The organism is Pseudomonas sp. PDM05, assembly GCF_014851685.1.
GTDB lineage: Bacteria > Pseudomonadota > Gammaproteobacteria > Pseudomonadales > Pseudomonadaceae > Aquipseudomonas.
Window position 1 is genome coordinate 60,880 of the sequence record NZ_JACVAC010000001.1, and the last position, 25,512, is coordinate 86,391.

Here is a 25,512-nt window from a genome sequence, read left to right on the forward strand (position 1 = left end):
CCGAACCTGCGAGGAAATGCACGTTGAACACTGACGAAAAAATGACCGGGGACCTGTTCGAGGTGGATAAGCGCCTGTCACTCAAACCCGTGGTGGACTTCAACAGCTACCTGCGCACAGCGTTCGGCGACGGCCCGTGCACCTGCATCCGCTGCACCGCCAGCCAGGGCGATGAAAGCGGCTATGCGTTCCAGCACACCTTTACCTTTGACGGCAAACCCACCCACCGTCGCTTCGCCACCACCTCGGGCAGCGATGTATTGCAGGTGCTGAAGAAGGCGTGGTTGTCGTACACCAAGGCTGAGTTGCCACTCAGTGGCGTACTGGCACTGGAGACGGTGAAGGAGTTTGTCGAGCCGCAATTGCACAAGCGTCTGGTGCCGCTGTTTTTGGCTAGCGAGCTGGTCAAGGAAGTGGACGGTGAGTTGCACATCCAATTGCAGGACTGAACAACCTGAATAATGTCGCAGGGGGTTGGCGAATGCGCTGACGGCGGCGCAGCCCCTCGCCAACAACCAAAATCTGTAGTGAGCGGGCTCGCCCCGCGCTGGGGGGGCGAAGCCGCCCTAAAACCAGACACCTCGGTCTTTCTGATACACCGCGGCGCCTGGGTTTGGGGCGGCTTCGCCACCCAGCGCGGGGCGAGCCCGCTCACTACAAGTTGTTACTTACGGGCGGCCTCCCATTGTTTGAGCAGGTCGCCGTAGGCCACGGTCTCGCCTTTGGGTTTCTCGTTGGCCAGTTTCGGCTTCGGTGCACCCGGCTGGTCGAACCAGTATTGCGCGTCACGCTCGGGGTTCATTTTCGGGCCGCACGTCGTTTGCACCTTGGAACGCTCCAGGCGCGTCATGATTGCGTCTTGCTCCTTGGCCAGGTTATCCAGCGCCTGTTGCGGGGTCTTCTCGCCGCTGGCGGCGGCGGCGATATTGCTCCACCACAGCTGCGCCAGACGCGGGTAGTCGGGCACGTTGGTGCCGGTTGGCGACCACTGTAGTCGAGCCGGACTGCGGTAGAACTCCACCAGGCCACCCAGCTTCGGCGCCAGGTCGGTCATGGCCTGGGAGTTGATGTCGGACTCTCGGATCGGCGTCAGGCCGACGATGGTTTTCTTCAGCGAGACGGTTTTTGAGGTCACGAACTGCGCGTAGAGCCAGGCCGCAAGCTTTTGCTTCTCTGGAGTGGACTTCATGAAGGTCCAGGAGCCTACGTCCTGATAGCCCTTCTTCATACCTTCTTCCCAGTAAGGCCCGACCGGCGACGGCGCCATGCGCCATTTCGGCGTGCCGTCGGCATTCACCACTGGCAGACCCGGCTTGACCATATCGGCGGTAAACGCGGTGTACCAGAAGATCTGCTGGGCGATATTGCCCTGGGACGGCACCGGGCCGGATTCGGAGAAGGTCATGCCCGCTGCTTCCGGTGGCGCATAGGCCTTCATCCAGTCCACGTATTTCTGCGTGGCGAATACGGCGGCCGGGCCGTTGGTGTCGCCGCCACGGGTGACACTGGAGCCCACCGGATGGCAGTCCTCGACGCGAATGCCCCACTCGTCCACCGGCAGGCCGTTGGGCAAGCCTTTGTCGCCGCCACCGGCCATGGAGAACCAGGCATCGGTGAAGCGCCAGCCCAGGGACGGGTCTTTCTTGCCGTAGTCCATGTGCCCATACACGCGCTTGCCGTCGATCTCCTTGACGTCTTCGCTGAAGAATTTGGCGATGTCTTCGTAGGCCGACCAGTTGACCGGCACGCCGAGGTCATAACCGTACTTTTCCTTGAACTTGGCTTTGAGGTCCGCACGTTCGAACCAGTCGGCGCGGAACCAATACAGGTTGGCGAACTGCTGGTCAGGCAGTTGGTAGAGCTTGCCGTCCGGCGCGGTGGTGAAGGACAGGCCGATAAAGTCCTTCAGGTCCAGCGTCGGCGAAGTGAAGTCCTTGCCTTCGTTGGCCATCAGATCGGTGATGGATTCCGTCTTGCCATAGCGAAAGTGCGTACCGATCAAGTCGGAATCGTTGACCCAGCCGTCATAAATGTTCTTGTCGGACTGCATCTGGGTTTGCAGCTTCTCCACCACGTCGCCTTCCTGCAGCAGGTCGTGGGTCAGCTTGATCCCGGTGATTTCACTGAAGGCCTTGGCCAGGACCTTGGATTCGTACTCATGGGTGGTGAGGGTTTCCGACACCACGTTGATCTTCATCCCACGGAACGGTTCGGCCGCCTTGATAAACCACTTGAGTTCCGCCAGCTGCTGCTCGGCCGTGAGGGTGGATGGTTTGAACTCGCTGCCGATCCATTTTTTCGCGGCATCTTCGTACGCATCGGCCCAGGCCGAAGCGCTCAAACCGCTGAGGGCCAAGACGGCGGCCAATGAAATGCTATGTCGCAGCTTATTGTTTTTATCGAACATAGAGACCTCCTGGTTGTTTATTCATAAGGGCACTAGCCCCAACGCATCACGCTCAACAGCCACACCAGGGACAGCGCAGTCGCCACCCAGATGCTCCAGCCGGTGACGCCGATTACCAGCAAATGCAGGTAGGCGCTGCCGAGAAGACCGATAAACAGGCGATCACCACGGGTGGTGCTGATCGGTAAAAAACCGCGCCGGGGGATACTCGGCGAACGCAGTTCCCAGGTGGTCATGCCCGCCAGAATCAGGGCAATGCCGCCGAAGAACAGTGCAGTGGGGGTGGTCCAGGCCATCCATTCCATCATCGACTCCTCAGACCCGGCCCAGGGCAAAGCCCTTGGCCACGTGGTTGCGAACAAACCAGATCACCAGCATGCCGGGCAGGATGGTCAACACCCCCGCCGCTGCCAGTACGCCCCAATCGATGCCCGATGCCGAGACCGTACGGGTCATCACTGCCGCAATCGGCTTGGCGTTGACCGAGGTCAGAGTGCGCGCCAGCAGTAGCTCGACCCAGGAAAACATAAAGCAGAAAAATGCCGTCACGCCGATGCCCGAGCCGATCAGCGGGATAAAGATCTTCACGAAAAACTTGGGAAACGAGTAGCCGTCGATGTAGGCGGTTTCGTCGATCTCCTTGGGAACGCCGGACATAAACCCCTCAAGAATCCACACCGCCAGCGGCACGTTGAACAAACAGTGAGCCAGTGCCACGGCGATGTGGGTGTCAAACAAACCGATCGACGAATACAGCTGGAAGAACGGCAGTAAAAACACCGCCGGCGGCGCCATGCGGTTGGTCAGCAGCCAGAAGAACAGGTGCTTGTCGCCGAGGAAGCGATAGCGCGAAAAAGCGTAGGCCGCCGGTAGCGCCACCGTAAGAGAAATCACCGTATTCAGGCTGACGTAGTACAGCGAATTGAGGTAGCCGGTGTACCAACTCGGGTCGGTGAAGATCACCTTGTAGTTGGCCAGGGTGAAGTCCTGCGGAAACAGCGTCAGCCCGCCGAGGATTTCGGTGTTGCTCTTGAAGGACATGTTCAGCAGCCAATAGATCGGCACCAACAGGAACAGGATGTAGATCAGCAGCGGGATAACCTTGCGCTTGCTCATATCTGCGGCCTCAGCGGTTGGCGTCGGAGTGGGTCATGGCGGTGTAGAACAGCCAGGACACCAACAGGATGATCAGGAAGTACACCAGGGAAAACGCTGCCGCCGGCCCCAGGTCGAATTGACCTACGGCCATCTGGGTCAGCGTCTGACTGAGGAAGGTAGTGGCATTCCCCGGTCCACCGCCGGTCAGTACGAACGGCTCGGTGTAGATCATGAAGCTGTCCATAAAGCGCAGCATCACCGCGATCAACAGCACGCTTTTCATCTTCGGCAACTGGATATGTCGGAACACCGCCCAGGCGGATGCGCGATCGATCCGCGCGGCCTGGTAGTACACATCCGGAATGGCCCGTAGCCCCGAGTAGCAGAGCAGCGCCACCAACGAGGTCCAGTGCCATACGTCCATGACCAGCACAGTGACCCAGGCGTCTGCCGTGTTGGCCGCGTAGTTGTAGCTGATGCCCAGCGCGTTGAGGCTGTAACCCAGCAAACCGATGTCGGCGCGGCCGAAGATCTGCCAGATGGTGCCCACCACGTTCCATGGGATCAGCAACGGAATCGCGAGGATGATCAGCACCAGTGACGACCAGCGGCCCTTGGTCGGCATGGTCAAGGCGATGGCGATGCCCAGAGGGATTTCGATCAACAGCACGCAGGCCGAGTAGATGAACTGGCGCAACAGTGAGTCGTGCAGGCGCGGGTCGAGCAGCACCTGCTTGTACCAATCGGCACCGACGAAGTAGCGGCTGGATTGGTCGAAGATGTCCTGCACCGAGTAGTTGACCACGGTCATCATCGGGATCACCGCACTGAACGCCACCAGCAGGAACACCGGCAACACCAGCCACCAGGCCTTGTTGTTCTGCACCTTGTTCATGGCTGTACCTCCAGCAGGTAGTCGTCGGCGTAGAGCATCAGCCATTGCGCGGGGAAGCTGATGCAGGCCTGGCCTTCCGGCACCGGTTTGTCTTCGGCCAGGCGGACCTTCAACAGCGCGCCGTCGAGGTTGAGGGTGATGATCTTGTAGGTGCCGAGGTCTTCCAGATGAGTGACATCGGCGTGCAGGGCGTCAGGGTTGTACTCATCCCATACGTGGATAAATTCCGGGCGGATACCGACCTGGAGTTTTTTGTAAGGCGTGTTGCTGATGCGCTGTTGAAGCGCCTCGGACAACGGCAGATGGGTGCCAGCAAAACGCACCCCGCCCGCCTCGGCCTGCACCTCGATCAGATTCATCCCAGGGCTGCCGATGAAATAGCCGACAAAGGTGTGGCTGGGGCGCTCGAACAGTTCACGCGGCGTACCGAACTGCACGATCTGCCCGCCGTACATCACCGCGATCTTGTCGGCGAAGGTCGAGGCTTCCAACTGGTCGTGGGTCACGTAGACCATGGTGATATTGAACTGCTCGTGGATCTGCTTGAGCTTGCGCCGCAGCTTCCACTTGAGGTGCGGGTCGATCACCGTCAGCGGTTCATCGAACAGGATCGCCGACACGTCGTCACGCACCAGGCCACGGCCCATGGAGACTTTCTGCTTTTCGTCGGCGGTGAGGTTGCGCGCCTTTTTCGTCAGCAGGTTTTGCAGGTCGAGGACTTCGGCAATTTCCTGCACCTTGCTGTGAATTTTCGCCTCGGCCATGCCCTGATTGCGCAGTGGGAACGCCAGGTTGTCGAACACGGTCATGGTGTCGTACACCACCGGGAACTGAAACACCTGGGCAATATTGCGTTTTTCCGGGGTGAGGTCGTTGACCACTTTGGTGTCGAACAGCACCTGGCCTTCGGAGGGGCTGAGCAGGCCGGAGATGATGTTGAGCAAGGTCGACTTGCCGCAACCCGACGGCCCGAGCAACGCGTAGGCACCGCCCTGCTCCCAGACGTGGTTCATTTCCCTAATTGCGTAGTCCTCAGGACCACTCGGCGTAGGGCTATAGCTGTGCGCCAGGTTCTGCAAATGGATCTCGGCCATCAGGCAACCCTCGCAACACGTCGCCCGGGAGCCTGGACCAAGCAGCCCTGGCTATCGAACACAAACAGTTTATGGGTGGGGATATACACGCGGATCGGTGCGTCGACGTCGTACTCATGTACCCCCGGCAGGTGCAGCACCAGTAGGAAATGTTCGCTGCGCACATGTAGAAAGGTTTCCGAGCCGCTGATCTCGGCGACTTCCACAGTCACCGCCAGCTCCAGGTCATCATCGTTGCTCGGCACCAGGCTGATATGGCTGGGACGCACGCCAAAACGGAATTCGCCTTCACCGATGGGGCGCAAATCGACATTGAGCGGGAAGTGCACAAAATTCGCGAAGCTGACTTCGTTGCCGCTGATGCGCCCCGGCATCAGGTTGATCGGCGGTTCGGAAAACAGCTCGGCAGCCAGCACGCTCTGGGGTTGGTGATAGACCTCGGCGGCCTTGCCGCTCTGAATCACCCGACCTTCGTGAAGGATGGTGGTGGTGCCACCCAGCGCCAGGGCTTCGTTGGGCTCGGTGGTGGCGTAGATGGCGATGGTATGGCGCGCCTTGAACAGCTCGCGCATTTCCTGACGCAGCTCTTCGCGCAGTTTGTAGTCCAGGTTCACCAGCGGCTCATCGAACAGGATCAACTCGGCGTCTTTCACCAAGGCCCGGGCCATGGCCGTGCGTTGCTGCTGGCCGCCGGACAATTCCAGCGGGTGGCGCTGCAGGAATTTCTCGATGCGCAGCATCTTGGCGGTTTCCAGCACCTTGCTCTGGATCAGCTCGTTGGCCATCCCCGCCTGGCGCAAGGGCGAGGCGATGTTTTCGAACACGGTCATGGTCGGGTAGTTGATGAACTGCTGATACACCATCGACACGTTGCGCAGGCGCACCGGCTTGTGGGTGACATCCACGCCGTTCATCAGAATGCGGCCGCTGTCGGGCTTGTCCAGGCCGGCCATCAGGCGCATCAGGCTGGTCTTGCCGGACAGGGTGCGGCCGAGCAACACGTTGAAGGAACCGGCTTCGAAACGCAGGGTGGCGTCGTCGATCCAGGTTTGGCCTTCAACGACGCGGGAGACATGTTCCAGGGTCAATGACATGACACGACCTTTTTTATTATTGGAATGAATCTGGCCATTCGTCAGAGCGAGTTTCGTGCCAAAACTGCAAGTGCTTGATGTATGAGGAAATGGCTTGAATGGGATGTTCGGGAGTGAACAATCCGACTGAACAACTGAACAGTTCGGGGGTTGACAATGAACAGTTCTGAACAACACTCTCTGGGCTTGATTCAATGACCAACCCAGGCAACTTGTGGGAGCGGGCTTGCCCGCGATGACGGTGTATCAGCTTGCATATTCAGTGACTGAACCCGCGCTATCGCGGGCAAGCCCGCTCCCACATCGGGGCTGCGCAAGGCTGTATAAAAATAACAATAAAAGAAGGTCACACCATGGCCGAACCCTTGACTCACGACACCCTTATCCAGGAATCCTGGCGCCGTTGCCGCGCATTCGGCCTGGACCATCAAAGCGCCCCCAGCTTTGATCAACTGCCCGCCGCAGGCATCAGCCAACTGCTCGAAAGCCAACATTCCCTGGTGCAGACCACCCACCAGGAAGTGTTGCCGTACTACGAAAACATCCTGAGCAATTCCAACTGCCTGATCATGCTGGCCGACAACCAGGGCCAGGTGCTGACCTCGTGGGGCACCCAGCGGTTCATCGAGCCGAAACTGGCCCGCGGCTTCAACCCTGGCGCCAGCTGGCAGGAGCGTTCCAGCGGCACCAATGCCATCGGCACCGCGCTGGCCTGTGCCCAGGCGGTGCATATCGAGCACGACGAACACTTCCTCAAGGCCAACCGCTTCATGACCGGTTCGGCGGCGCCGATTTTCGATGCGCAGCGCGAGATCATTGCGGTGCTGGATGTGTCCAGCGACAGCTACCTGCCGCCCTCCCACACCTTGGGCATGGTCAAGATGATGAGCCAGACCGTGGAAAACCGGCTGATCCTCAACCTGTTTCGCGGTGAACACTTCCAACTGACCTTCAACACCGGCCTGAACAACCTCGACAGCCAATGGGCCGGCCTGCTGATCTTTGATGACAGCGGCCAGGTGCTCTCGGCCAACCGCCGTGCAGACAACCTGCTGGGCATCAGCTTGTCGCGGGTAATGATCGACCGTTTGTTCAAGGTGTCGCTGCTGGAGTTGTTGAACCAGCCGGAAGGCTTGCCGTTTTCGTTGCAGGCGGCGGGACGCAATCGGTTCCAGTGCCTGTTGAAACGCCCCAAGCAGATGCCGGTGCAGGCGCGAGTATTCACACAACCCGCAGCGCCAAAGCCGACAGCGGTTGGCCTGAAAACCTTGCACTTCGGCGACCTGCGCGTGGAGAAGGCCGTACGCCAGGCCGAGCGGTTGCTGGAGAAGGACATTCCGCTGCTGATCCACGGCGAAACCGGCGTGGGCAAAGAGGTGTTCGTCAAAGCCCTGCACCAGGCCAGTTCCCGCAGCCAGCAGGCGTTTATCGCGGTGAACTGTGCGGCCATTCCGGCTGAGCTGGTGGAATCGGAACTGTTCGGCTACGAAAAAGGCGCGTTCACCGGGGCCAATCAGAAAGGCAGCATTGGCCTGATCCGCAAGGCCGACAAGGGCACGTTGTTTCTTGACGAGATCGGCGATATGCCGCTGCCGACCCAGGCGCGTTTACTAAGGGTATTGCAGGAGCGTTGTGTGCAACCAGTCGGCAGCAGCGAGCTGTTCCCGGTGGATTTGCGCATTATCTCGGCCACCAACCGCGCCCTGCGCGAATGGGTGCAAGCCGGGCGTTTTCGTGAGGATTTGTACTACCGCATTGGTGGCTTGACCCTGGAGTTGCCGCCGTTGCGCGAGCGCACCGATAAGCAGGCGCTGTTCCAGCAACTGTGGCAACAACACCGCGAGCCGACCCAATGGGCCGGGCTGAGCGCCGAGGTGCTGGCACTGTTTGAGCAGCATCCGTGGCCGGGGAATTTGCGCCAGGTGAGCAGCGTGTTGCAGGTCGCGCTGGCGATGGCCGAAGAGCAGCCGATTCGCGCGGAGCACTTGCCGGATGATTTTTTTGTCGACCTGAACCTGACGCCGCCGCTGCCCGCCAACGAGTTTCTGGATGACAACATCGACCTGAACCAGCGCTTGAAGGCGCTCGGCGGGAACATTTCCCACCTTGCGCGGGAACTCGGCGTCAGCCGCAACACCCTGTACAAACGCCTGCGCCAGAACGAACCCTAGCGCGGCTTGACCACCACCAGCAGGTCGGTGAAGTACTCCACCTGGATCGGCAGGTTATCCGCCAGTGCCGCAAGCGCCGCTGTCGTGTCATCCAGCTTGAACACCCCGGACACCCGCAGGTTGCGCAGGGCCTCGGGATCGAAACGCAGCATCCCGTGGCGATAGCTGGCCAAGGTTTGCAGGACGTCGCCGAGGGGTTGGTCATTGACCTTGAGCAGGCCACGGGTCCAGGCGTCCGCATCGGCATTGCCGGTGGCTTGCGCAGGCTGCGCGTGACCGTGGTCAAGCACCGAACGCTGGCCGGCCATGACCTTGACGCTGTCGCGGCTGTCGCCCTGCACGGCCACGGTGGACTCGATCACCGTGACCACAGTCGTTCCGTCGGCCGCACGCTTGACCAGATAACGGGTGCCCAGTGCCGTCGCCGTGCCTTGGTCGGTGCGCACTACGAACGGTCGCTGCGCATCCTTGGCCACATCGACCCAGAGTTCGCCTTGCAGCAACTCGATCACTCGCTGGTGGCCGTCGAATTTCACGTCCACCGCCGAGTTGCTGTTGAGCTGCAGTTGGCTGCCATCGTCGAGGGCGATCTGCCGGCGTTCGCCGACGCCGGTGCGCTGGTCAGCCATCCACACCGGCAGGTGTTGCAGGCCCAGCCAGGCGCAGAGCACCACGCCGAGCAAACCGACCGCCTGGGCGCCACGCCGGCGTTGGGGCGCAAACGCACGGTTGAGGGCGCGACGCGCAGGCTTTGCCGGCAAGGTGTCGAGGCTGCCCCACAGGCCGCGCATGCGCTCGATGGCGACGGCGTGGCGCGGGTCGGCGTCGCACCATACGCGGAAGGCCTGGCGCTCGGCGTCGCTGACGTCTTCGTCGTGCAGGCGTGTCAGCCAATTCGCCGCTTGCTGGATGATGTGTTCGCAGTTCATTAGAGCGGGTCGGCCCCGTGCAGGCTGTGGTAACAGTGCACCAGGGCGCTGGAGATGTAGTTTTTGACGGTGCTGGAGGAAACGTCCAGGCGCGTGGCGATTTCACTGTAGGTGAGCCCGTCGAGGCGACTTAACAGAAAGGCCTGGCGAGCCTTGGCGGGCAAGCCGGCGAGCATCTCGGCGATGCGTTCCAGGGCTTGCAGCGCGACATGGATCGCCGCTGGGTCGGGCATGCCGGCGTCTTCGCACTGGACGGCGAGGGCCTCCATGTAGGCTTTTTCGATACGGCGACGACGGGCACTATCGATCAGCAAGCGCCCTGCCGTGGTGGCCAGGAACGCCCGGGGTTCCTTGATATGTTGCGGTTCGGCGAGCATGAGGACGCGGATAAACGCATCGTGAGCCAGGTCGGCGGCGTGTTGCGAGCAACCCAGCTTTTTGCGCAGCCAGCCGTGCAACCAGCCGTGGTGCTCGCTATACATTGCCGCAAGGGTCTGCTGACGGGCTGAACCGTCCAGCGTGGCCGGAATGTCATGCATGCGCAAAAGAGTCTCAAATGGGAAATATTACCAATTGCGCAAACAATGCCAGTAAAACGAAGTAGGAGCAAGAACCACTGAGCAGCACCTATCACTGTTGACTGACGGACCGCCATCGCGGGCAAGCCCACAGTTGATTGATGCTGATAGGGAGTGAGTGCTCGGCTGGAGATCGCCCAGGCACTGCTAGTCCCCTGTGGGAGCTGTCGAGCTTTAGCGAGGCTGCGAAGGCGGCGGCACTGCTAGTAGAGGTGTTGGCTGAACCACCGCTTTCACGGGCAAGCCCGCTCCCACAGGTGATTGGGGTTGCTGGGATGTCAGTGTTCGGCTGGAGATAGCCTAGGCACTGCCAGTCTCCTGTGGGAGCTGTCGAGCTTTAGCGAGGCTGCGAAGGCGGTGGCACTGTTGATAGAGGTGTTGGCTGAACCACCGCTTTCGCGGGCAAGCCCGCTCCCACATTTGAGCTGTGTTGCTGGGATGTCAGTGTTCGGCTGGAGATCCCTCTCACACCGCCAATCCCCTGTGGGAGCTGTCGAGCTTTAGCGAGGCTGCGAAGGCGGCGGGACTGTTGGTAGAGGTGTTGGCTGAACCGCCGCTTTCGCGGGCAAGCCCGCTCCCACAGGTGATTGGGGTTGCTGGGATGTCAGTGTTCGGCTGGAGATAGCCTAGGCACTGCCAGTCTCCTGTGGGAGCTGTCGAGCTTTAGCGAGGCTGCGAAGGCGGTGGCACTGTTGATAGAGGTGTTGGCTGAACCACCGCTTTCGCGGGCAAGCCCGCTCCCACATTTGAGCTGTGTTGCTGGGTTGTCAGTGCTTGGCTGGAGATCCCTCTCACACCGCCAATCCCCTGTGGGAGCTGTCGAGCTTTAGCGAGGCTGCGAAGGCGGCGGGACTGTTGGTAGAGGTGTTGGCTGAACCACCGCTTTCGCGGGCAAGCCCGCTCCCACAGGTGATTGGTGTTGGCGGGCTGTCAGTGCTCGGCTGGAGATAGCCCAAACACTGCCAATCCCCTGTGGGAGCTGTCGAGCCCTAGCGAGGCTGCGAAGGCGGTGGCACTGTTGGTGGAGGTGTTGGCTGAACCACCGCTTTCGCGGGCAAGCCCGCTCCCACAGGTGAGCTGTGTTGTTCGGCAGAACGCGTCTGGCTATAGATCTCACAGCCAACGCCAATCCCCTGTGGGAGCTGGCTTGCCTGCGATGACGGTCTGTTAGCCTCAGCGCCAGCTCCAGGACACGCCGGTGTAGATGCCGCGACCATCGCCCGGTGTGGAACGCGCCATGTCTGTGCCCTTGTCGTCGTAACCTGGCGTGACGGTATTGGCGTAGCGACGGTTGGTGAGGTTGCGCAGGTCAACCCAGGCTTGCCAGTCGTGCTTGGGGGCGTCGTAACCGAAGGTTGCACCCAAGAGGGTGTAGGACGCAGTCGTGTAGGAATTGGCATAGTCCACTGCCACTTTTGACGAATGCTCGGTGTTGAAGCTGGTGTAGAAACCGGTCGGATGGCTGTAGCGCAACTGCCCCTGGTAGTAGTGCCTGGGGATGCCCGGCAAGGTGTTGTCGCCGAAGCGCTCATCGTCGCGGTAGTGGAAGTCGCTGAAGGTGTATGCCTGGCGCAGGTCGAGCTTGCCACTGCCGCCGCCGTCCCACAACGGGCTGAGCAGGCTCAGTTCGATGCCTTGGTGGATGGTCGGGCTAGCGTTGTTTTCGGCGACGATGGCGTTGGTTGTGGCAGTCTGCGCCTGGGTTTCGACGGTGAGCAGTTCGTGACGCACTTCGGAGCGGTACAGCGCCAGATCCCACTGACCGAACCAGTGTTCGCCACGCCCACCGACTTCCAGGGTGGTGGCGGTCTGATTTTTCAGGCTGACACCTTCGCGGGCCATGCCGTTGGCCGGTCCGCTCGTAAAGTACTTGTTCGAACCCCAGATCATCGACCACGCATGCGGCGGTTCCACCGAGCGGCTCAGGTTGCCGTAGACCTGCAATTGCGGCGTGAAGTCGTAACGCAGGCCGACCCGTGGCGCGTAGTCCCAATCGTGCTGGCTCAGCGGTGCGTGGGCGTCCGGGTAGGTCACTTCGGTTTCGCGGCGGGTATAGATTGCCGCGAGGCCGGTGGTCAGCCACAGGTCTGGCACCAGCTCCAGGTCGTTGCCGATGTGCAGCACGGTGTCGGAGCCCAGGTAGCTGTAGTCGCGGGTCTTGGTGCCGGGGGCATAGGTTGCGGTGTTGCCGGCCGGTATGCGCACGTATTCCGCACCACCGTTATTGGGCATCGCCTGGGTAGTGCGCAGGCCGATGGTGGTCTTGCTGTCGTGCCCGAACAGCGTGTCCTGGCGGATGTAATTGAGGGTGCTGCTGATGTCGGTGTAGGCGACTTTCAGGCGGATGGTGCCTTCGCGCAGGTCCATCGGGTAATCGTGGTAAGCCAGGCCGAATTCGACGCGGGAGTTGTCGTCCAGCTGCAAGGTGGTCTTGTTGGCGATCCAGGTCGAGCCCGGTTGCAGGCGCTTGGAGTCACGGGCGGCGTTGAGGCTGTTGGCGGCGCGGGGGTCGTGGCTGATCTGGTTGCGCGTCAACTTGCCGGGGGTATCGTTGGTGGTTTCGCGGTAACGGATGTAAAAACGCGTTTCCAATTCCGGGCTGAAGCGGTAGCCGAAGTTGGCGGCGAAGCCTTTGCCGGTGGCTGCGCTCTGGCGTTGGTAGCCGTCGGATTCGGAGTCGGTGAGGCTGATGTAGTAGTCGGCATCCCCCAACACCTGGCCCGAGCTGATCTCGCGCTGGGCGTAACCTTTGCTGCCCACTTCATAGCGCAGTTGCAGTTTGGGCGCATCGTAGCCGGTGCGGGTCACGTAGTTGACCGCGCCCCCCAGGGCCAAGGCGCCCCGGTCGAAACCATTGGCGCCGCGCAGCACTTCGACGCGGCTTTGCCACAACGGGTCTTTCAATTCATAGGGCGTGCCGCCGGGGCCGGTCAGCGGCAGGCCGTCGAACATTTCATACAGGCCCGAGCCATGGGCACCGGGGCTGCGGTTCAAACCCGAGCCACGGATCGACAGTTTGATCCCTTCGTTGTTCGCTGCCTTGGCGTACACCCCGGCCTGGTACTTGAACACGTCCTCGTTGGTGCTCAACCTGCCCTGTTGCACGCTGTCCATGTCGATGTAGTTGGTGCCGCCGGGCACGCTCTTGAGCTGCGCCTCGGCGATTTCGCCGGCGCTGGCTTCGCTGCTGGTGACTTCGACCGGGGCCAGTTGCAGACCTTCGGCGTGCACCAGTGAGCCAAAGGTCAGGGCAGCGAAAAGGAGCGGAGGTTGACGCAGCAACATGGGGTGGGTCCTTGGAAATCGGGGAGGCGAAAATGGCGGGGCCCTGATGGGAAGACAAGGATCGCGCTCAAGTCACGCCTGATCAACCGGGTATTTACCTGTGGCGTACAAGCGATCAGCAATGGCGGCCTGCCAGAAGGAAAGGACCGATCTAACCGCGGCTGAGATTCAGCGTCTGCAACAGCTCATCGGCCTCTGAACCGGGAGGAAACCGTAAACCGTACATTTCATCGGTCGCCAAAATCTCGGCCAGGGTGTCGTGCAACTGCGCCTCTGTCGGCGATTCCCGCAGCAGTTTGTGCGCGGGCAATAACAATTCCGCAGAAACGCCTTGAACGCTCGCGGCATTGATGACGGCAAACAGGATAAATCGCAGGCGAATCTCGCGATCAGTCGGCCAACGCGTTTTTTGCTTACCCAAGGCAGCCACTCATGTTTAAGAAAAGTCCGAGGCTATTGCCGAGCCGAGAGCGTTTCAAGCAGCGTCCGTGCACTTAGGCCCGTTCCTACACCGGAAAGCGAAACAACGTACTGGCTCAGGCCGTTGAACGCGCCCGCGTTGCCTGCCAGCACATCAGCGAGCCCAACGTTACCAGGACTGCGCCTTGCCAGAACTGTGCAGTGAGATGCGCACCCAGCCACACAGCGGCAAATGCCGAAGACAACACCGGCGCAGAGTACGAGGCAGTGGCGAGCAAGGTCAGGTTGCCGCGCAGTATTCCGACGTTCCACAGCGCATAACCGCCGGCCATGGCCACACCGGCCGCCCCCAGTTGCAGGCTGCCATTGAAAGTGAATGCCGGCAGCACTTCGCTGCTCAGCGCGTATTTCAACCAGAGCACACTGGCGGCCAGGATAAAAAACAGCATCACCAGATTTTGCCCGCCGGCGTAGCGTCGGGTGACATTGCAGTAAAGCGCAAAAGTGACTGCACAGCCGAGCGCGAGGCTATAGCTCAGGGGATTGCTGTTCACATTGGCGACGATGGTGGCCAAGGCCAGGCCATCGCCGCTCACCACCCACACGATGCCGAACAACGCCAGCACGGTGCCAGGCAGGATCAGCCAACGGGCCTTTTGCCCATTCATGACGATGGCGAGCAGTACGGTCAGGCATGGCCAGAGGTAATTCACCACACCCAGCTCAATCGCCTGGTTGTGATTGCTTGCGTAACCCAATGCCAGCGACAGGCACAATTCGTACGCCACAAACAGCGCACTGCCCACAATCAGGTAGAACCAGGAGGTGGCGCGCACCCGCGGCCGTCCCAGAAACATCACCAGCAGCACCGCTCCCAGTGTGTAGATCAACGCCGCACCGCCCAATGGGCCGAACAGTTCACTGACGCTGCGGATAAGCCCGGCGGCGGTACTCCACAGGAGAATCGCTACCAAACCGCATGCAGTGGCTGCACGCTCGCTGTTGATCTGCATTGAGGCCTCTTGGGCAAAGCGGATGGGGTGCTAGGCGGCTGAAGCCGTCTATCACGGGGCAATTGGACATTTTTAGCCACAAGGATGTAAAGCAAGACGAGGATAACGCCATGCTTTTTTCCTGCTACGGCGTACGCATGTGGCTCACTGTACCGGCAGAAAATTCATCAGCAACAAGCTCTGCGCATAGTTGACCCCGATCCGCCGGTAGCGCTCATCCAGCAGTTGGGTCAACAGGTCGAGCCGCGCGACGACCTTGCCAAACTCCACGGCAAAACTGAGGTTGCTGCCCTCCTCCGAGATTTCGTTGGAGAACAGCAGCAACACGCCATTGGCATCCTGGCGCTGGCTGAGCAGCCAGGTGGCCTTCTCGATGTTGCGTGCGGCGTTGCTGACGAATTGCGGGTTGATTGAATCGGTGAGGTAAAACTCGGTGCGCCCGCCGTGGGCGGTGACGATCATGCTGCCGATGGCATAGATAAACGCACCGACACGATCGCCGCGAAACTCCGGGCTCAAGGAGTAGCTCAACGCCGCCAGGTCGCGCCGCTCGCCAAGGGCAGGCAACGGGCGACGGTTTTCGATCGCCAGGCGGATTTCCCGGGCCGCGCTCACCGCATCCGGGTATCCCGATTGCCGCCATTGGCTGGGGTTGCGCAGGTAGAGTTTGTTCATCAGCAAATACAGACTTTGCAGATTGGCGCGCATGCCCAGGGTCGCCATGCGATCAACGCTGGTCTGAAAGAACTCATCCGGCTTGCCGTTGCTCAATTGCTTGGCCACATCTCGCGCCTGCTGCTGGCTGCAACCGACAGTACAGAGCATGAACGCGGCAGCCAGTAGCAGAGGCTGACGCGTCCAGCGACGCTTGCATGAAGTAAACAGACGAACTATCGGCACCAGGTCTCGCTCTTGTGACCACAGGGAGTATTTATGTGATGGGGTCAGAGATAGAGCGAGGAAATGCAAAAAAGTGCGATAGGCGCTTGCTTAAACAGCGGCCTCAAGCAACAAGACCGTGGAAGGCCCGGCGCGGAACGTAGGATTGTGCCGGCTCGCCGCGATCATATGGGGCGTGGCGTGGTGGGCTTCGAGCGCAGCTTTGGACGCCCACTTCTCGATCAGCACGAAACTGTCCGGGTTGCCGGAGACGGGGTGCAGGTCATATTGAATACAGCCTTGCTCGGCCCTGACCAGCGGCGCCAGTTGCTCGAACGCTGCCAACTGGTCCGGCCCGCGGCCCGGTTGGGTCTGGATAATCACGACAAGCCGTACTTCATCTGACATGGATAACACCCTTCACTGTGGGAAAAATGAACCGACACAGTACGCCAGCTGACCAGCGAGGCACAGTCCTACAAAAAAGTGCGTATTGCAGGCTTTCCTTTCACGCCGTTTTCACAGACGGAGGCTTATGGTTAATCCAGCTCCTAATGAACATCCCTTTAGCCCGTGCCCCCATCGCGGGCTTTTCTTTGTCTGGGATTTATCAGGCAATGTGCGGCAGCGCCGCGAGCCGGCTGGCCCATCAGCGGCGGATGGCGGCCTACGGTTCCTTGCTCGATGGAAGCGAGGTGACCAGGCCTACGCAGCGATTCAGCATCTGGACGCCGAAGGCTTCGGATACTGCCACGTGTTCTTTTTCGGTGTTGGCAACCTGAACATTTTTTGCCTCTCGAATGAAATAGGCTCGCATCTTTTTTTGCTCATCGGAGGGCTCAGAGTAGGCGTCATCAGGGTAAGTCGGCGTGGGTTGCCCCTTCTGCCGGGCGTACATCACCAAAGTGCCGTCGTTCTGCCAGGTCCGACAGAACGCGATTTCGCCCTCGGTCAACTTGATCTTGTCTCCGTCGCTGCTCCACGCCCAGGTGTTGGAAGCGCAAATCAGGCTGGTGCCGGCGAGCAGGAGGCTGGCGGTCAATCGTTTCATCGGGTGTGATCCTTCACGGTAGAGGGTCGATGCCATCGCGGGGCGCAGTCGTTCGGACCGCGTGTTCGACAGTGGGTTCCGGGCTAACGTGGCAGCGCCTGGATGACATCCGCCGCCATCTTTTGCGCATCCCGCGTTCCATCAATGCGCAACACCTGCGCCGTTTGCTCCGACAACCACCTCTCGTGCCACGCGCGGTTGCGCCCTGAAAAGCCCGGATCGTCATACTGCGAAGCCCACTCCCGAAAGGCCACATGGATCTGGTGCATGTCGCCACCGGGCGCGATCCGATCGCCAAAGCGCTGTTTTTCACGGGCCGCCTGTTGCACATCGAGCCGCGTGGCAAGGTTCTGGCCCAGGGTGGTGACACCTGCGCACGAGGCGCCAGTGATGTAGATCCGCATGTTTTCCTCCGTGAACGAGCGACCAGCCTACAGCAGATCACCGAGGGGGATTGTTCACGGCTAACTACGCCATCCACTTCCGCACGCCTATCAAGGTTCGTATCGTCTTAGAAGCGTTTGAAAAGCCGAAATGGAAAATCCGTAAATGGATGGATGTGCTTTGCTCATTTGTCCAGATTCAGTAGTTCATGCATCCGTTCGCCGATGATTCCCCGCAACCACTTCGCATGAAACTCCATGTTTTCCAGAGAAGTGCCCTGCGCAAACCGGAACTCGAATACCTTGTTCTTTTGTCCCTGAAACACCACGCTAAAATGGCCCTCGCGGTCAAACGCAGCGACCACATAGGGGCAGATGTAAATGATGTCGCTGAATGGCACGCGCCATTGAGTGGGTTTACGTCCGCGCCGAGTGACCGTGAGGGTCAGCAGTCGCTGGTTTTCGTCGAACGTGAAGGCCTCCACGCTAGGCTCAGAAAATATCCACGCAAAGACCAAGCCCATAAGCACGACAAAACCAAGCAGGAACAGGATGAACGACGACGTTGTGAAACTCGACTCATCCCCGGATGGCACGTCCTGCATCGCACCGAGCCCGACAAAAAGCAGTATCGCCAGGCAGAAGGCTGGCAACAGCATAAGCACCGCGGAGCAGAAGCCCAAAATGGCCGAACCGGTGTTGCTAATGGTCAAGAAGTCCGGACCGCTATGCCAAACAGGCGGATGGGCGGCGGTGCTTTCAGTGCTTGGTGCGGCGGGAGGTGTTGCGAAGTGATCAGGTGGACGTTGACGGTTCATCCAGCAGGCTCCAAGGGTGCGGCGTAGACATTTTCGCTGCACTAGCACCGATATATGTAAGGATACTTTCCATCACACGGATGAAAAAAGGAAGACGCCATGGAAGCAGTAGTCCGGCTTGCCAAACTTGCCGATGTCGATGCGATTTTCAAGATTCGAACCAGCGTTCAGGAAAATCACTTATCTGAAGATCAGTTAGCGGATATGGGGATAACACCTGAAGCCATAAGTCAGGCAATTTCAGAGACTCCGTGCGCTTGGGTCGCGCAGGTCTGTGGTGTTCCAGTAGGTTTTTCGATGGTCGATATTGAAGATGGCTGCGTATTCGCGGTCTTCGTCCTACCGGAATTCGAAGGATACGGGTTGGGGCGTAATCTGATGCACAAAGCAGAGTCTTTCCTGTTTCAAAGCCATCAGAAGATATGGCTAGAAACCGCTGAAGCAAGCCGTGCGAGCGGATTCTATAGAAACCTTGGCTGGCAGCCCGTGAAGAATCTAGGGCAAGGGGACATTCGTTTTGAGAAGCAACGGAAGTAAAGCCTGCAAAAGATCAAGATTTTACTCTTGACGACTACCCGAGCTACCAGACCCAGCCTTTATGGCAAGAGCCTACATCTCTAGCGGAAACAGACTACTGACGAGCACACCGAAAAGACCTCCTACTTAAGCATCCGCCTACCGTAGCGGAGCCATAACAATAAAAAGAGGTCATGATCCATGAACGAAGCTACCAGTCTCGCCCGCGTCGCCGTTGTGCAATTCGATCCGCAAGTCGGCACACAAAATCGCCAATCCAACCTCGATAACAGCCTTAGCCTGGCCCTGCAAGCCGTGAACAATGGCGCCAACCTGATTGTGCTGCCGGAGCTGGCCAATACCGGTTACCTGTTCAGCAATCGCCAAGATGCGTTCGAGCATGCCGAGTCCATTCCGGACGGCCCAAGCATCCGAGCCTGGATGGATTTTGCGCGAGACCGGCAGGTATACCTCGTCGCCGGGCTGGCGGAGCGCGAGGGCATGCAACTGTTCGACACGGCGGTGCTCTTGGGCCCGGATGGTTTGATCGGCAAGTACCGCAAGGCCCACCTGTGGAACAAGGAAAAGCTGTGGTTTACGCCGGGAAATCTTGGTTTCCCGGTGTTTGAGACGCCCATCGGCCGTATCGGCTTGCTGATTTGCTGGGACATCTGGTTCCCTGAAGTCCCGCGCATACTGACCCAGCAAGGCGCCGACATCATTTGCAGCTTGAACAACTGGGTGTGGACTCCGCCGCCGCTGTTCGATGAAGCGGGCAAATGCATGGCCTCCTACCTGACCATGACCGCCGCCCATGTCAACAACGTATTCATCGCCGCCGCCAACCGGATCGGTGAGGAACATGGGGGGCGGTACCTTGGTTGTTCGCTGATCGCTGGCACCAACGGTTGGCCAATCGGCAAAGTCGCCTCGCCGAATGAGCAGGCCATTTTGTATGCCGACATCGATCTGTCCAGCGCCCGCAGCGCACCGATCTGGAATGATCTGAACGACCTGCAGCGGGATCGCCGCATCGACCTGTATGACGGCATGCTCGGCTATCGCCACCACCCGTGCCTGCCACGTTGATGGGGGCAGGATCATGGACTTTATCTCGACGAAACCGTCATCGGACTCGGCTGCTCGCCATCTGACGATCCTGATTGCTTTTACACTCGTCACCATCGGAACGATCACCGCACTGTCGGTGATGTATTCATCGTCCGCGCCGGGCTATTGGCCCGCCTATAACGACATGGTAGCCGGCCTGCCTTCACCGACTGCCTGGTTGCGCTGGGTGGTCGGTGATGTCAGCGAAGTGGCGTTTTACAAACATGAGTTTGCATCTATTGGCTTGCTGCTTGGCGGTGCATTCGGTTACTGGACCAGCCGTTACGCCCAGGGCTGGCAGGGTTTCAGCATCAGCTATGGCACGGGTCTTTGGCCTTGGCTGGTGACTAGCTCATTGCTTGGGCTCTTGCTGAGCAATGCACTGTGGGGCTGGACGGTTAGTGCCGAATCCTGGCAGCCCACGTTTGCGGCATTTGTGTCGTTACCGGCGGCCATGGTGTTGCTGTTTGGAGGTGGCTGGAAGGTCACACTGAATGGTGCCCTACTCGGTGCGATTCTAGTGACGCCAAGTTGTCTGTTGTTCGTGAATTACTTATGCCTCCCGTTGGGATTGCCGGTGGTGATCGGGAATGTCCTGGGTATGGCACTGGGCAGCGTGGTGGCGTTTTTGCTGTGTCGGGCATTGCCAGGGTTGGTTAGCCGTAAACCTGAGAGCAGGGTCAATGTCCCCCCTACCACGACCGTTGCTCCACCGGACTACGGAGTTCGCTGGACATTGCGCCGAGTGTTGGCCGACTTTTCGGAAGCGCCGTTTTTTGGCAATGAATGGGCGAGCCTGGGGTTGCTCGCCGGGGTTTTGCTGGCCTATGCGTTGAATCCCTTAAGCCCTGCCTACGGGTCGGGATGGTTGCCCCATTTGGTCACGGGTCAGGCGCTGGCCTCACTACTGGGCGTCCTGTTGTGGCGTCAGCAATGGCGAAAGCGTGGGTGGTATCCGACCTATGTGCCGTTGGTGTCCGTAGTACCTGCGGCGGTGTTGACCCATGGAGGGAGCGCGAGCGTGATTGTGCTCAGTGCTTTGCTGGGAGCGCTGATCGCACCGCCATTGGCCTGCGCGATCGCCGGGAGGCTGCCAAAGCACATGCATCCGTATATTGGCAATGTGTTGTCGATGGCGATCAGTACCGTGTTGATCGTGCCGGTAGTTGGTGCTCTGACTGCTAACTGACTCTGGGGAAATGACGAGTGTCTTTGTCAATGCACTCGTCATCCGGAAGGTCTCAGCCTGCCTGGAAACACCGGGCCGATTCAATCAAATCGCTTCTGCATAAAAAACCGGTTGTATCCAGCGACAGGATAATCCTTAAGTTCTCCAAATAGGCTGAAGCCCAAGCGGCGGTAAAAGTCCGGGGCCTGGAAAGAGAATGTGTCCAGCCAGATACCTTGGCAGCCTTTCTCACGCGCCTGAGCTTCCGCCCTGGCCATCAACTTTGCGCCCAGGCCCTGCCCTCGCGCCGCTTCGGGCACCACCAGCAATTCAACGAATAACCACTGTCCAGAAATTCTCGCGTATAGCCCACCTTGAGTGGCGCCCACGTCATCCTTGATTAAAAGCGCAAACTTTTCAGTTTCGATAAGGCCCGCTTGGGCTTGGTTGTATTCTTTCAATGGAGCCAGAATCGCTTGGTAGTCGACCTCTTGCGGCGCGTCATTCAGCTCTATCCGTAAGCCCACGGGGTTCTCCATTCAAGTAGTTTGTGGTTAAACGACTGCCCAACCATTGCTCCGGTTGCGTTTCGACGACACACGCGACAAAACAATTACGAAAACCAGAGAAAGGAGACAGGGGAGATACGCATCCAGCATCCGCTGGTGTGCAGTTCCCACGACATTCGCCCGAAAACGCGCAAGCGGATTCCAGATATGGGCGATGCCAGCGGCATTGTTAGAAGCCGCCTGACCTCTCTGGACCAAGAAGCCGATCAGGCGCTTATATTTGCCCGCCAATTCGGCAGCAGCGCAGGCACTCTGCGTCATTGGCGCTTAACCGTGCGATTCCCGTGAGGCGAACATTTCATCAGAGATGGAAACCTTTTTAGTGCTTCCGTGACTGGTAAAAGACGCCCCCGAACATTAAATCGTTATTTGGCTTGGCGAAGCACAAGCTCTGACAGACGGGTCTTAACCCGGAAGCAGAATTCACGGATTTGAAATTGATAAGCCGGCATAACCATGTAGTTCAAATCAGGACCCAGCGAGTCTTTGATTTCCATGTATTTTGCAGTCTTGGCCGCAATGCCTTGGTATTCCGCCTCGTATTTAGCGTAAGACGCTTTGTTGTAAACCTTCAAAACATCCAACTCTTTACGGCATTGCTCAGCGCGATTTTGGTTCAAGTTTGTTTCAGAGTCTGACTGATCGGCCTCAGCAGAAGCGTGGGCTTGCGCGCCAGCACTGGCGGCGGGTGCAGCCTCATATCGCACAGTATAGGGTGTCGAAGGTGCGGCTTCAGGTGGAGCTTGTTGTACTACGGCAGGAGGCGGCGTCACTTCTTTAGGTTTTTCTGGAGTTTTCGTAGCGCATCCCGAGAGGGCAAGTCCTACCACTACAACGATGCCACACATTTTATCCATCGGTTCCACCAAAAAGTAATTACGGCTGGCTGAGTCGTTAGGTTCTGGGTAAAAGTAAAAACTCACTCAATGATCGAGTGTAAATTTTCTACCAGCCTCAAGGCGCTCAGCCCCTCTTCCTTGAGTACACAGATGAAGGATAGTAGTAAAAAAACAAAGACATGACGAGAAAAAGCTCGCCAGAAAAGCCACAGAGTTAGTGGGACATTTTCGGTGGGACCAAGCTGCGCATATACCCTGATTGCATCGCGCCTGGTTCCTACATTTGCGAGCATCACCGTCGTCAGTGATCGGGGATGGTGGGCGTCCACGACCACGAGTCTGCAAAGTGTCTGGAGAATTCGGGGCGATTTACTTAGAAACTGCGGGTAACACAGTCAATCAACAACTCGCATAGTTTGCTGTTAAAACGGCCCCAACAGCTCTTCATCGGTGCGCCTCACCATGAAACAACAGTCCCCCGCTCATTCATCCAATGCTTGGTATTGGATCGGTAAACTCACCCCTCCACAGCCAATGCTCACCTCAGTTGTGCGTGAGGCCTTGCTGGCTTCCATGCAAACGAACGCCCTTGTCCCATTGACACTGCTGACGGCCCCCGCTGGTTACGGTAAAACCACGCTGCTGATGCAATCGCACGCAGCCATACGGCAGCAGACACCCAAGGCAATAGTGGCCTGGTTGTCACTGGACGAGTCTGACGCAGACCCCAATCGCTTCCTCGCGTACCTGATCCTTTCGCTGGACCATGCCGGTGTTGCGCTGGCGCACTTGCCGCGCCTGGCAGCCTTGCAAGCCTTGGATGTACAACCACAACGCACGATCCAGGCGCTACTGCGCGCGCTTGCCGAGGAAGATCGGGCGATCACGCTTTTTTTGGATGACTATCACCTTGCCGCCAGCCCGGAAGTGAGTTCGATACTAGGTGTATTAACAGAGCAAGCCGCGTCGGGCTTGCGTTGGGTGGTCGCCAGCAGGACCCGTCCGGACTGGCCGCTGTCACGCTGGAAAGCCAAAGGCTGGGTACACGAGATCAGCGCCCGGGAGTTGATCCTGTCCTTGCACGAGGTGCGTGGCATTCTAGGCAATGGACTGGATGAGAACGACCTATGTCGCGTACACATCGCGACCGAGGGATGGGCCGTGGCAGTGCAATTGGCACGCCTCTGGCGTACCAGCATTGACGGCTCGGTGTATGGCTTGACAGCGTTCTCCGGGGGAGTGACGGACGTTGCGAACTACCTCACCGCGCATGTATTCAACAGCCTGTCCGCGGACTGCCAATCACTGCTGCTACAGACCTCTTTGTTGCAACGGTTCAATGCCGATTTGGCAGATGCGGTGCGCGGCCGCCATGACAGCGCAGACCTCTTCAGGCAACTATCGCACCTCGACACGCTACTGATTCCCCTGGACCCCGAACGCCAGTGGTTTCGCTATCACGCATTGCTACGTGACTTCCTGCGCTTGCGTATCGACAGTCATCAAGCCCAGGCAATTCACCGCGCCGCCGCACATTGGTTGGCGCAGCAACAGGACTGGAGCCAAGCCATTCATCACGCGCTCAAGGCGGGGGACATCCCACTGGCGGTGAACCTGGTGGTCAGCGCAGGCGGCTGGGAACTGGTGCTGCACCATGGCATTCGTTACGCCCAGGGTTTGTTGAGTCAGTTCGACGCCGCTACCTGCAATACCCAACCGGACCTCCTGCTGCTCCAAGCCTACCTGCACGCCAAGCTGGGCGATCACAAATTGTCCACACAGCTGTTGCACCTGGCCCGTGGTTCGGTGGTCGGGGATGCACGACTGGCCCGAGACTTTCATGTTATCCAAACCTTGGCGAATGCTTACCAGGACTGCTTTGAGTGCCTTGATGCTGATGTTACGACGTTCCATAGCAGCCCCTATCCCCTTGACCAGACCCTCGCGCAAGCCACGCTGGAGTGCGTGCACGCACTGGCGGACCTGACGCGCGGCGAGTTGGTTGCGAGCCTGCGCACCATCAGGGACGCTCACGTCAAAATGCGCGTGATCGCCAGCCCGCGTGGCGAAAACTACTGCCGGATCCATGAAGCCCAGGCCCTGGCGTTATCAGGGTCTATCAACGAAGCCGCTACATTGGTGGACGAGGCACTGACATTTGCCGACGGCCATTTTGGTCAGGAGAGTTCGCTGCGGGCCCTGGTCGGCTGCTTCAAGGCACGCCAGCTCTATTGGCAAGGTACTTGGTCCGAAATCCAGCCGTGGCTGGACGACGGCTGGGCTGCATTGGAACACGCCGATGGCTGGCTGGATGTGGTTGCGATGACGGCGGAGGTAGCGTGGCGTTCGCGGTTACGCAGCCATGGGTTGCATGCCGCACTGCAGGAGTTGGACCATGCCGACCACCTGGCGCACGCGCGCCAGTGGCCACGGTTATTGTGTCTGGTACAGGCCTGGCGCATCGATGCCCAGGTACAGAGTGGGCAACTGCATGCCGCTCGCCAAGCGCTCCTGCAGGCCAATCTGGAACAGATTGCAGGTCAGCGCGAAGACTGGCGTAGTCAGGAAGCTGCCAGCCTGGCATTGGGCCGCTTGCGATTGCTCAGCGGTCGCTCGGGCGCCGCATGGACCGACCTTCAACGAACCGCTGAAGAGATGGAGAACAAAGGTCTGCGTCTACCCGCCTGGCGCTTGAGGTTGATGGCCCTGGCCGCGGCGAAAAACGGCCGGCAGCTCCAAGCCGAAGAACTCGACATGGCCCTTGCCCCGATCATGCAGTACGCCCTGCCCGGCCTGTTGCTGGAAGTCGGCCCCAGCCTGCTGCCGGCACTGGAAGCCTACCCCAAACCCACAACACTACTGACCACAGCCATCACGCGACTGCGCGGCTGGCGCTCGCACCCAACGCCGGCGCACATGGCCCTGAGTGGCAAGGAAGCGCAGATACTGGAGCTGCTTGTCAGCGGTCAATCCAACAAGGCCATCGCCCTCGCCCTGGACATCTCCGAGAACACGGTAAAGTTCCACCTCAAACACCTGTTCGCCAAGCTGGGCGTGGACAACCGCACCGCGGCAATCAGCGCTGCAATACGCCAAGGCCACCTCGACACCACGTTCTAAGCCACCAACCCACCCAGGCGGGTAGGTCTTGCCACCTATCGGCCTGCGACCTACCCGCCCCATCTGTGGCCCCCC

24 protein-coding genes are annotated in these 25,512 nt (G+C 59.3%); 6 read left to right on the forward strand and 18 right to left on the reverse strand.

Annotated features, from left to right (window positions below):
• Positions 1 to 23 precede the first annotated feature (23 nt).
• Complete coding sequence (locus IB241_RS00270) at positions 24 to 449, forward strand: hypothetical protein (protein ID WP_192296441.1); 426 nt, start codon at positions 24 to 26, stop codon at positions 447 to 449.
• Between the two features lie 215 nt (positions 450 to 664).
• Here the strand turns inward: IB241_RS00270 and IB241_RS00275 are convergent, their stop codons facing one another.
• From IB241_RS00275 to IB241_RS00300, 6 genes are read right to left on the reverse strand one after another with little or no spacing between them, the layout of a single operon-like run.
• A complete protein-coding gene (locus tag IB241_RS00275) occupies positions 665 to 2,407 on the reverse strand; it encodes an ABC transporter substrate-binding protein (RefSeq protein WP_192296442.1) in 1,743 nt (580 codons plus the stop codon).
• Between the two features lie 32 nt (positions 2,408 to 2,439).
• Positions 2,440 to 2,712, reverse strand: coding sequence for a DUF2160 domain-containing protein (locus IB241_RS00280; RefSeq protein WP_192296443.1), 273 nt, complete (start codon positions 2,710 to 2,712; stop codon positions 2,440 to 2,442).
• Between the two features lie 10 nt (positions 2,713 to 2,722).
• Positions 2,723 to 3,523: a carbohydrate ABC transporter permease gene (locus IB241_RS00285; RefSeq protein ID WP_017735079.1), complete on the reverse strand. Its 801-nt coding sequence runs from the start codon at positions 3,521 to 3,523 to the stop codon at positions 2,723 to 2,725.
• Positions 3,524 to 3,533: 10 nt separating this feature from the next.
• Entirely contained in the window at positions 3,534 to 4,400 is an 867-nt protein-coding gene (locus IB241_RS00290; protein WP_017735078.1) for a carbohydrate ABC transporter permease, read from the reverse strand.
• Positions 4,397 to 5,494, reverse strand: a complete 1,098-nt coding sequence (locus tag IB241_RS00295; protein ID WP_192296444.1) for an ABC transporter ATP-binding protein — start codon at positions 5,492 to 5,494, stop codon at positions 4,397 to 4,399. Before IB241_RS00295 ends, IB241_RS00290 begins: the two co-directional genes overlap by 4 nt.
• Positions 5,494 to 6,588, reverse strand: a complete 1,095-nt coding sequence (locus tag IB241_RS00300) for an ABC transporter ATP-binding protein (protein ID WP_192296445.1) — start codon at positions 6,586 to 6,588, stop codon at positions 5,494 to 5,496. The genes IB241_RS00295 and IB241_RS00300 overlap by 1 nt, the downstream gene beginning before the upstream one ends.
• A gap of 353 nt (positions 6,589 to 6,941) precedes the next feature.
• Between IB241_RS00300 and IB241_RS00305 the strand changes: the two genes are divergently transcribed.
• Positions 6,942 to 8,759, forward strand: coding sequence for a sigma-54-dependent Fis family transcriptional regulator (locus IB241_RS00305; RefSeq protein ID WP_192296446.1), 1,818 nt, complete (start codon positions 6,942 to 6,944; stop codon positions 8,757 to 8,759).
• On the opposite strand, the gene IB241_RS00310 is transcribed toward IB241_RS00305, so the two are convergent.
• The 10 genes from IB241_RS00310 to IB241_RS00355 all read right to left on the reverse strand — a co-directional run bounded on the left by IB241_RS00310 (position 8,756) and on the right by IB241_RS00355 (position 18,115).
• Positions 8,756 to 9,688, reverse strand: a complete 933-nt coding sequence (locus tag IB241_RS00310; RefSeq protein WP_192296447.1) for a FecR family protein — start codon at positions 9,686 to 9,688, stop codon at positions 8,756 to 8,758. The genes IB241_RS00305 and IB241_RS00310 overlap by 4 nt on opposite strands.
• Complete coding sequence (locus IB241_RS00315) at positions 9,688 to 10,227, reverse strand: sigma-70 family RNA polymerase sigma factor (RefSeq protein ID WP_192297209.1); 540 nt, start codon at positions 10,225 to 10,227, stop codon at positions 9,688 to 9,690. Before IB241_RS00315 ends, IB241_RS00310 begins: the two co-directional genes overlap by 1 nt.
• 1,212 nt (positions 10,228 to 11,439) lie before the next feature.
• Positions 11,440 to 13,551, reverse strand: a complete 2,112-nt coding sequence (locus tag IB241_RS00320) for a TonB-dependent receptor family protein (RefSeq protein ID WP_192296448.1) — start codon at positions 13,549 to 13,551, stop codon at positions 11,440 to 11,442.
• A 151-nt stretch (positions 13,552 to 13,702) separates the two neighbouring features.
• Positions 13,703 to 13,972: a hypothetical protein gene (locus tag IB241_RS00325; protein WP_192296449.1), complete on the reverse strand. Its 270-nt coding sequence runs from the start codon at positions 13,970 to 13,972 to the stop codon at positions 13,703 to 13,705.
• 115 nt (positions 13,973 to 14,087) lie between these two features.
• Complete coding sequence (gene yddG / locus IB241_RS00330; RefSeq protein ID WP_192296450.1) at positions 14,088 to 14,984, reverse strand: aromatic amino acid DMT transporter YddG; 897 nt, start codon at positions 14,982 to 14,984, stop codon at positions 14,088 to 14,090.
• A 144-nt stretch (positions 14,985 to 15,128) separates the two neighbouring features.
• Entirely contained in the window at positions 15,129 to 15,809 is a 681-nt protein-coding gene (locus IB241_RS00335) for a hypothetical protein (protein WP_192296451.1), read from the reverse strand.
• Between the two features lie 165 nt (positions 15,810 to 15,974).
• The gene (locus IB241_RS00340; protein WP_192296452.1) at positions 15,975 to 16,271 is read right to left on the reverse strand and encodes a putative quinol monooxygenase; all 297 of its coding nucleotides are present in this window, start codon (positions 16,269 to 16,271) and stop codon (positions 15,975 to 15,977) included.
• A gap of 259 nt (positions 16,272 to 16,530) precedes the next feature.
• Positions 16,531 to 16,914 carry a hypothetical protein gene (locus IB241_RS00345; protein WP_192296453.1) on the reverse strand — a complete coding sequence of 128 codons (384 nt, stop codon included), beginning with the start codon at positions 16,912 to 16,914 and terminating at the stop codon, positions 16,531 to 16,533.
• An 83-nt stretch (positions 16,915 to 16,997) separates the two neighbouring features.
• The gene (locus IB241_RS00350; RefSeq protein ID WP_192296454.1) at positions 16,998 to 17,318 is read right to left on the reverse strand and encodes a hypothetical protein; all 321 of its coding nucleotides are present in this window, start codon (positions 17,316 to 17,318) and stop codon (positions 16,998 to 17,000) included.
• 164 nt (positions 17,319 to 17,482) lie between these two features.
• A complete protein-coding gene (locus IB241_RS00355) occupies positions 17,483 to 18,115 on the reverse strand; it encodes a hypothetical protein (protein WP_192296455.1) in 633 nt (210 codons plus the stop codon).
• A 99-nt stretch (positions 18,116 to 18,214) separates the two neighbouring features.
• Here IB241_RS00355 and IB241_RS00360 point away from each other — a divergent pair, with 99 nt between their 5' ends.
• The 3 genes from IB241_RS00360 to IB241_RS00370 all read left to right on the forward strand — a co-directional run bounded on the left by IB241_RS00360 (position 18,215) and on the right by IB241_RS00370 (position 20,930).
• Complete coding sequence (locus tag IB241_RS00360; protein WP_192296456.1) at positions 18,215 to 18,652, forward strand: GNAT family N-acetyltransferase; 438 nt, start codon at positions 18,215 to 18,217, stop codon at positions 18,650 to 18,652.
• 180 nt (positions 18,653 to 18,832) lie between these two features.
• The gene (locus IB241_RS00365; protein WP_192296457.1) at positions 18,833 to 19,720 is read left to right on the forward strand and encodes a nitrilase family protein; all 888 of its coding nucleotides are present in this window, start codon (positions 18,833 to 18,835) and stop codon (positions 19,718 to 19,720) included.
• Positions 19,721 to 19,733: 13 nt separating this feature from the next.
• The gene (locus IB241_RS00370) at positions 19,734 to 20,930 is read left to right on the forward strand and encodes a hypothetical protein (RefSeq protein ID WP_192296458.1); all 1,197 of its coding nucleotides are present in this window, start codon (positions 19,734 to 19,736) and stop codon (positions 20,928 to 20,930) included.
• An 80-nt stretch (positions 20,931 to 21,010) separates the two neighbouring features.
• Here IB241_RS00370 and IB241_RS00375 read toward each other — a convergent pair whose 3' ends face one another.
• Complete coding sequence (locus IB241_RS00375) at positions 21,011 to 21,436, reverse strand: GNAT family N-acetyltransferase (RefSeq protein WP_192296459.1); 426 nt, start codon at positions 21,434 to 21,436, stop codon at positions 21,011 to 21,013.
• A gap of 407 nt (positions 21,437 to 21,843) precedes the next feature.
• Entirely contained in the window at positions 21,844 to 22,401 is a 558-nt protein-coding gene (locus IB241_RS27435; protein WP_225595198.1) for a hypothetical protein, read from the reverse strand.
• A 606-nt stretch (positions 22,402 to 23,007) separates the two neighbouring features.
• On the opposite strand from IB241_RS27435, the gene IB241_RS00385 reads away from it, so the two are divergent.
• Positions 23,008 to 25,437 carry a LuxR C-terminal-related transcriptional regulator gene (locus IB241_RS00385; protein ID WP_318652578.1) on the forward strand — a complete coding sequence of 810 codons (2,430 nt, stop codon included), beginning with the start codon at positions 23,008 to 23,010 and terminating at the stop codon, positions 25,435 to 25,437.
• The last annotated feature ends 75 nt before the right edge of the window (positions 25,438 to 25,512 follow it).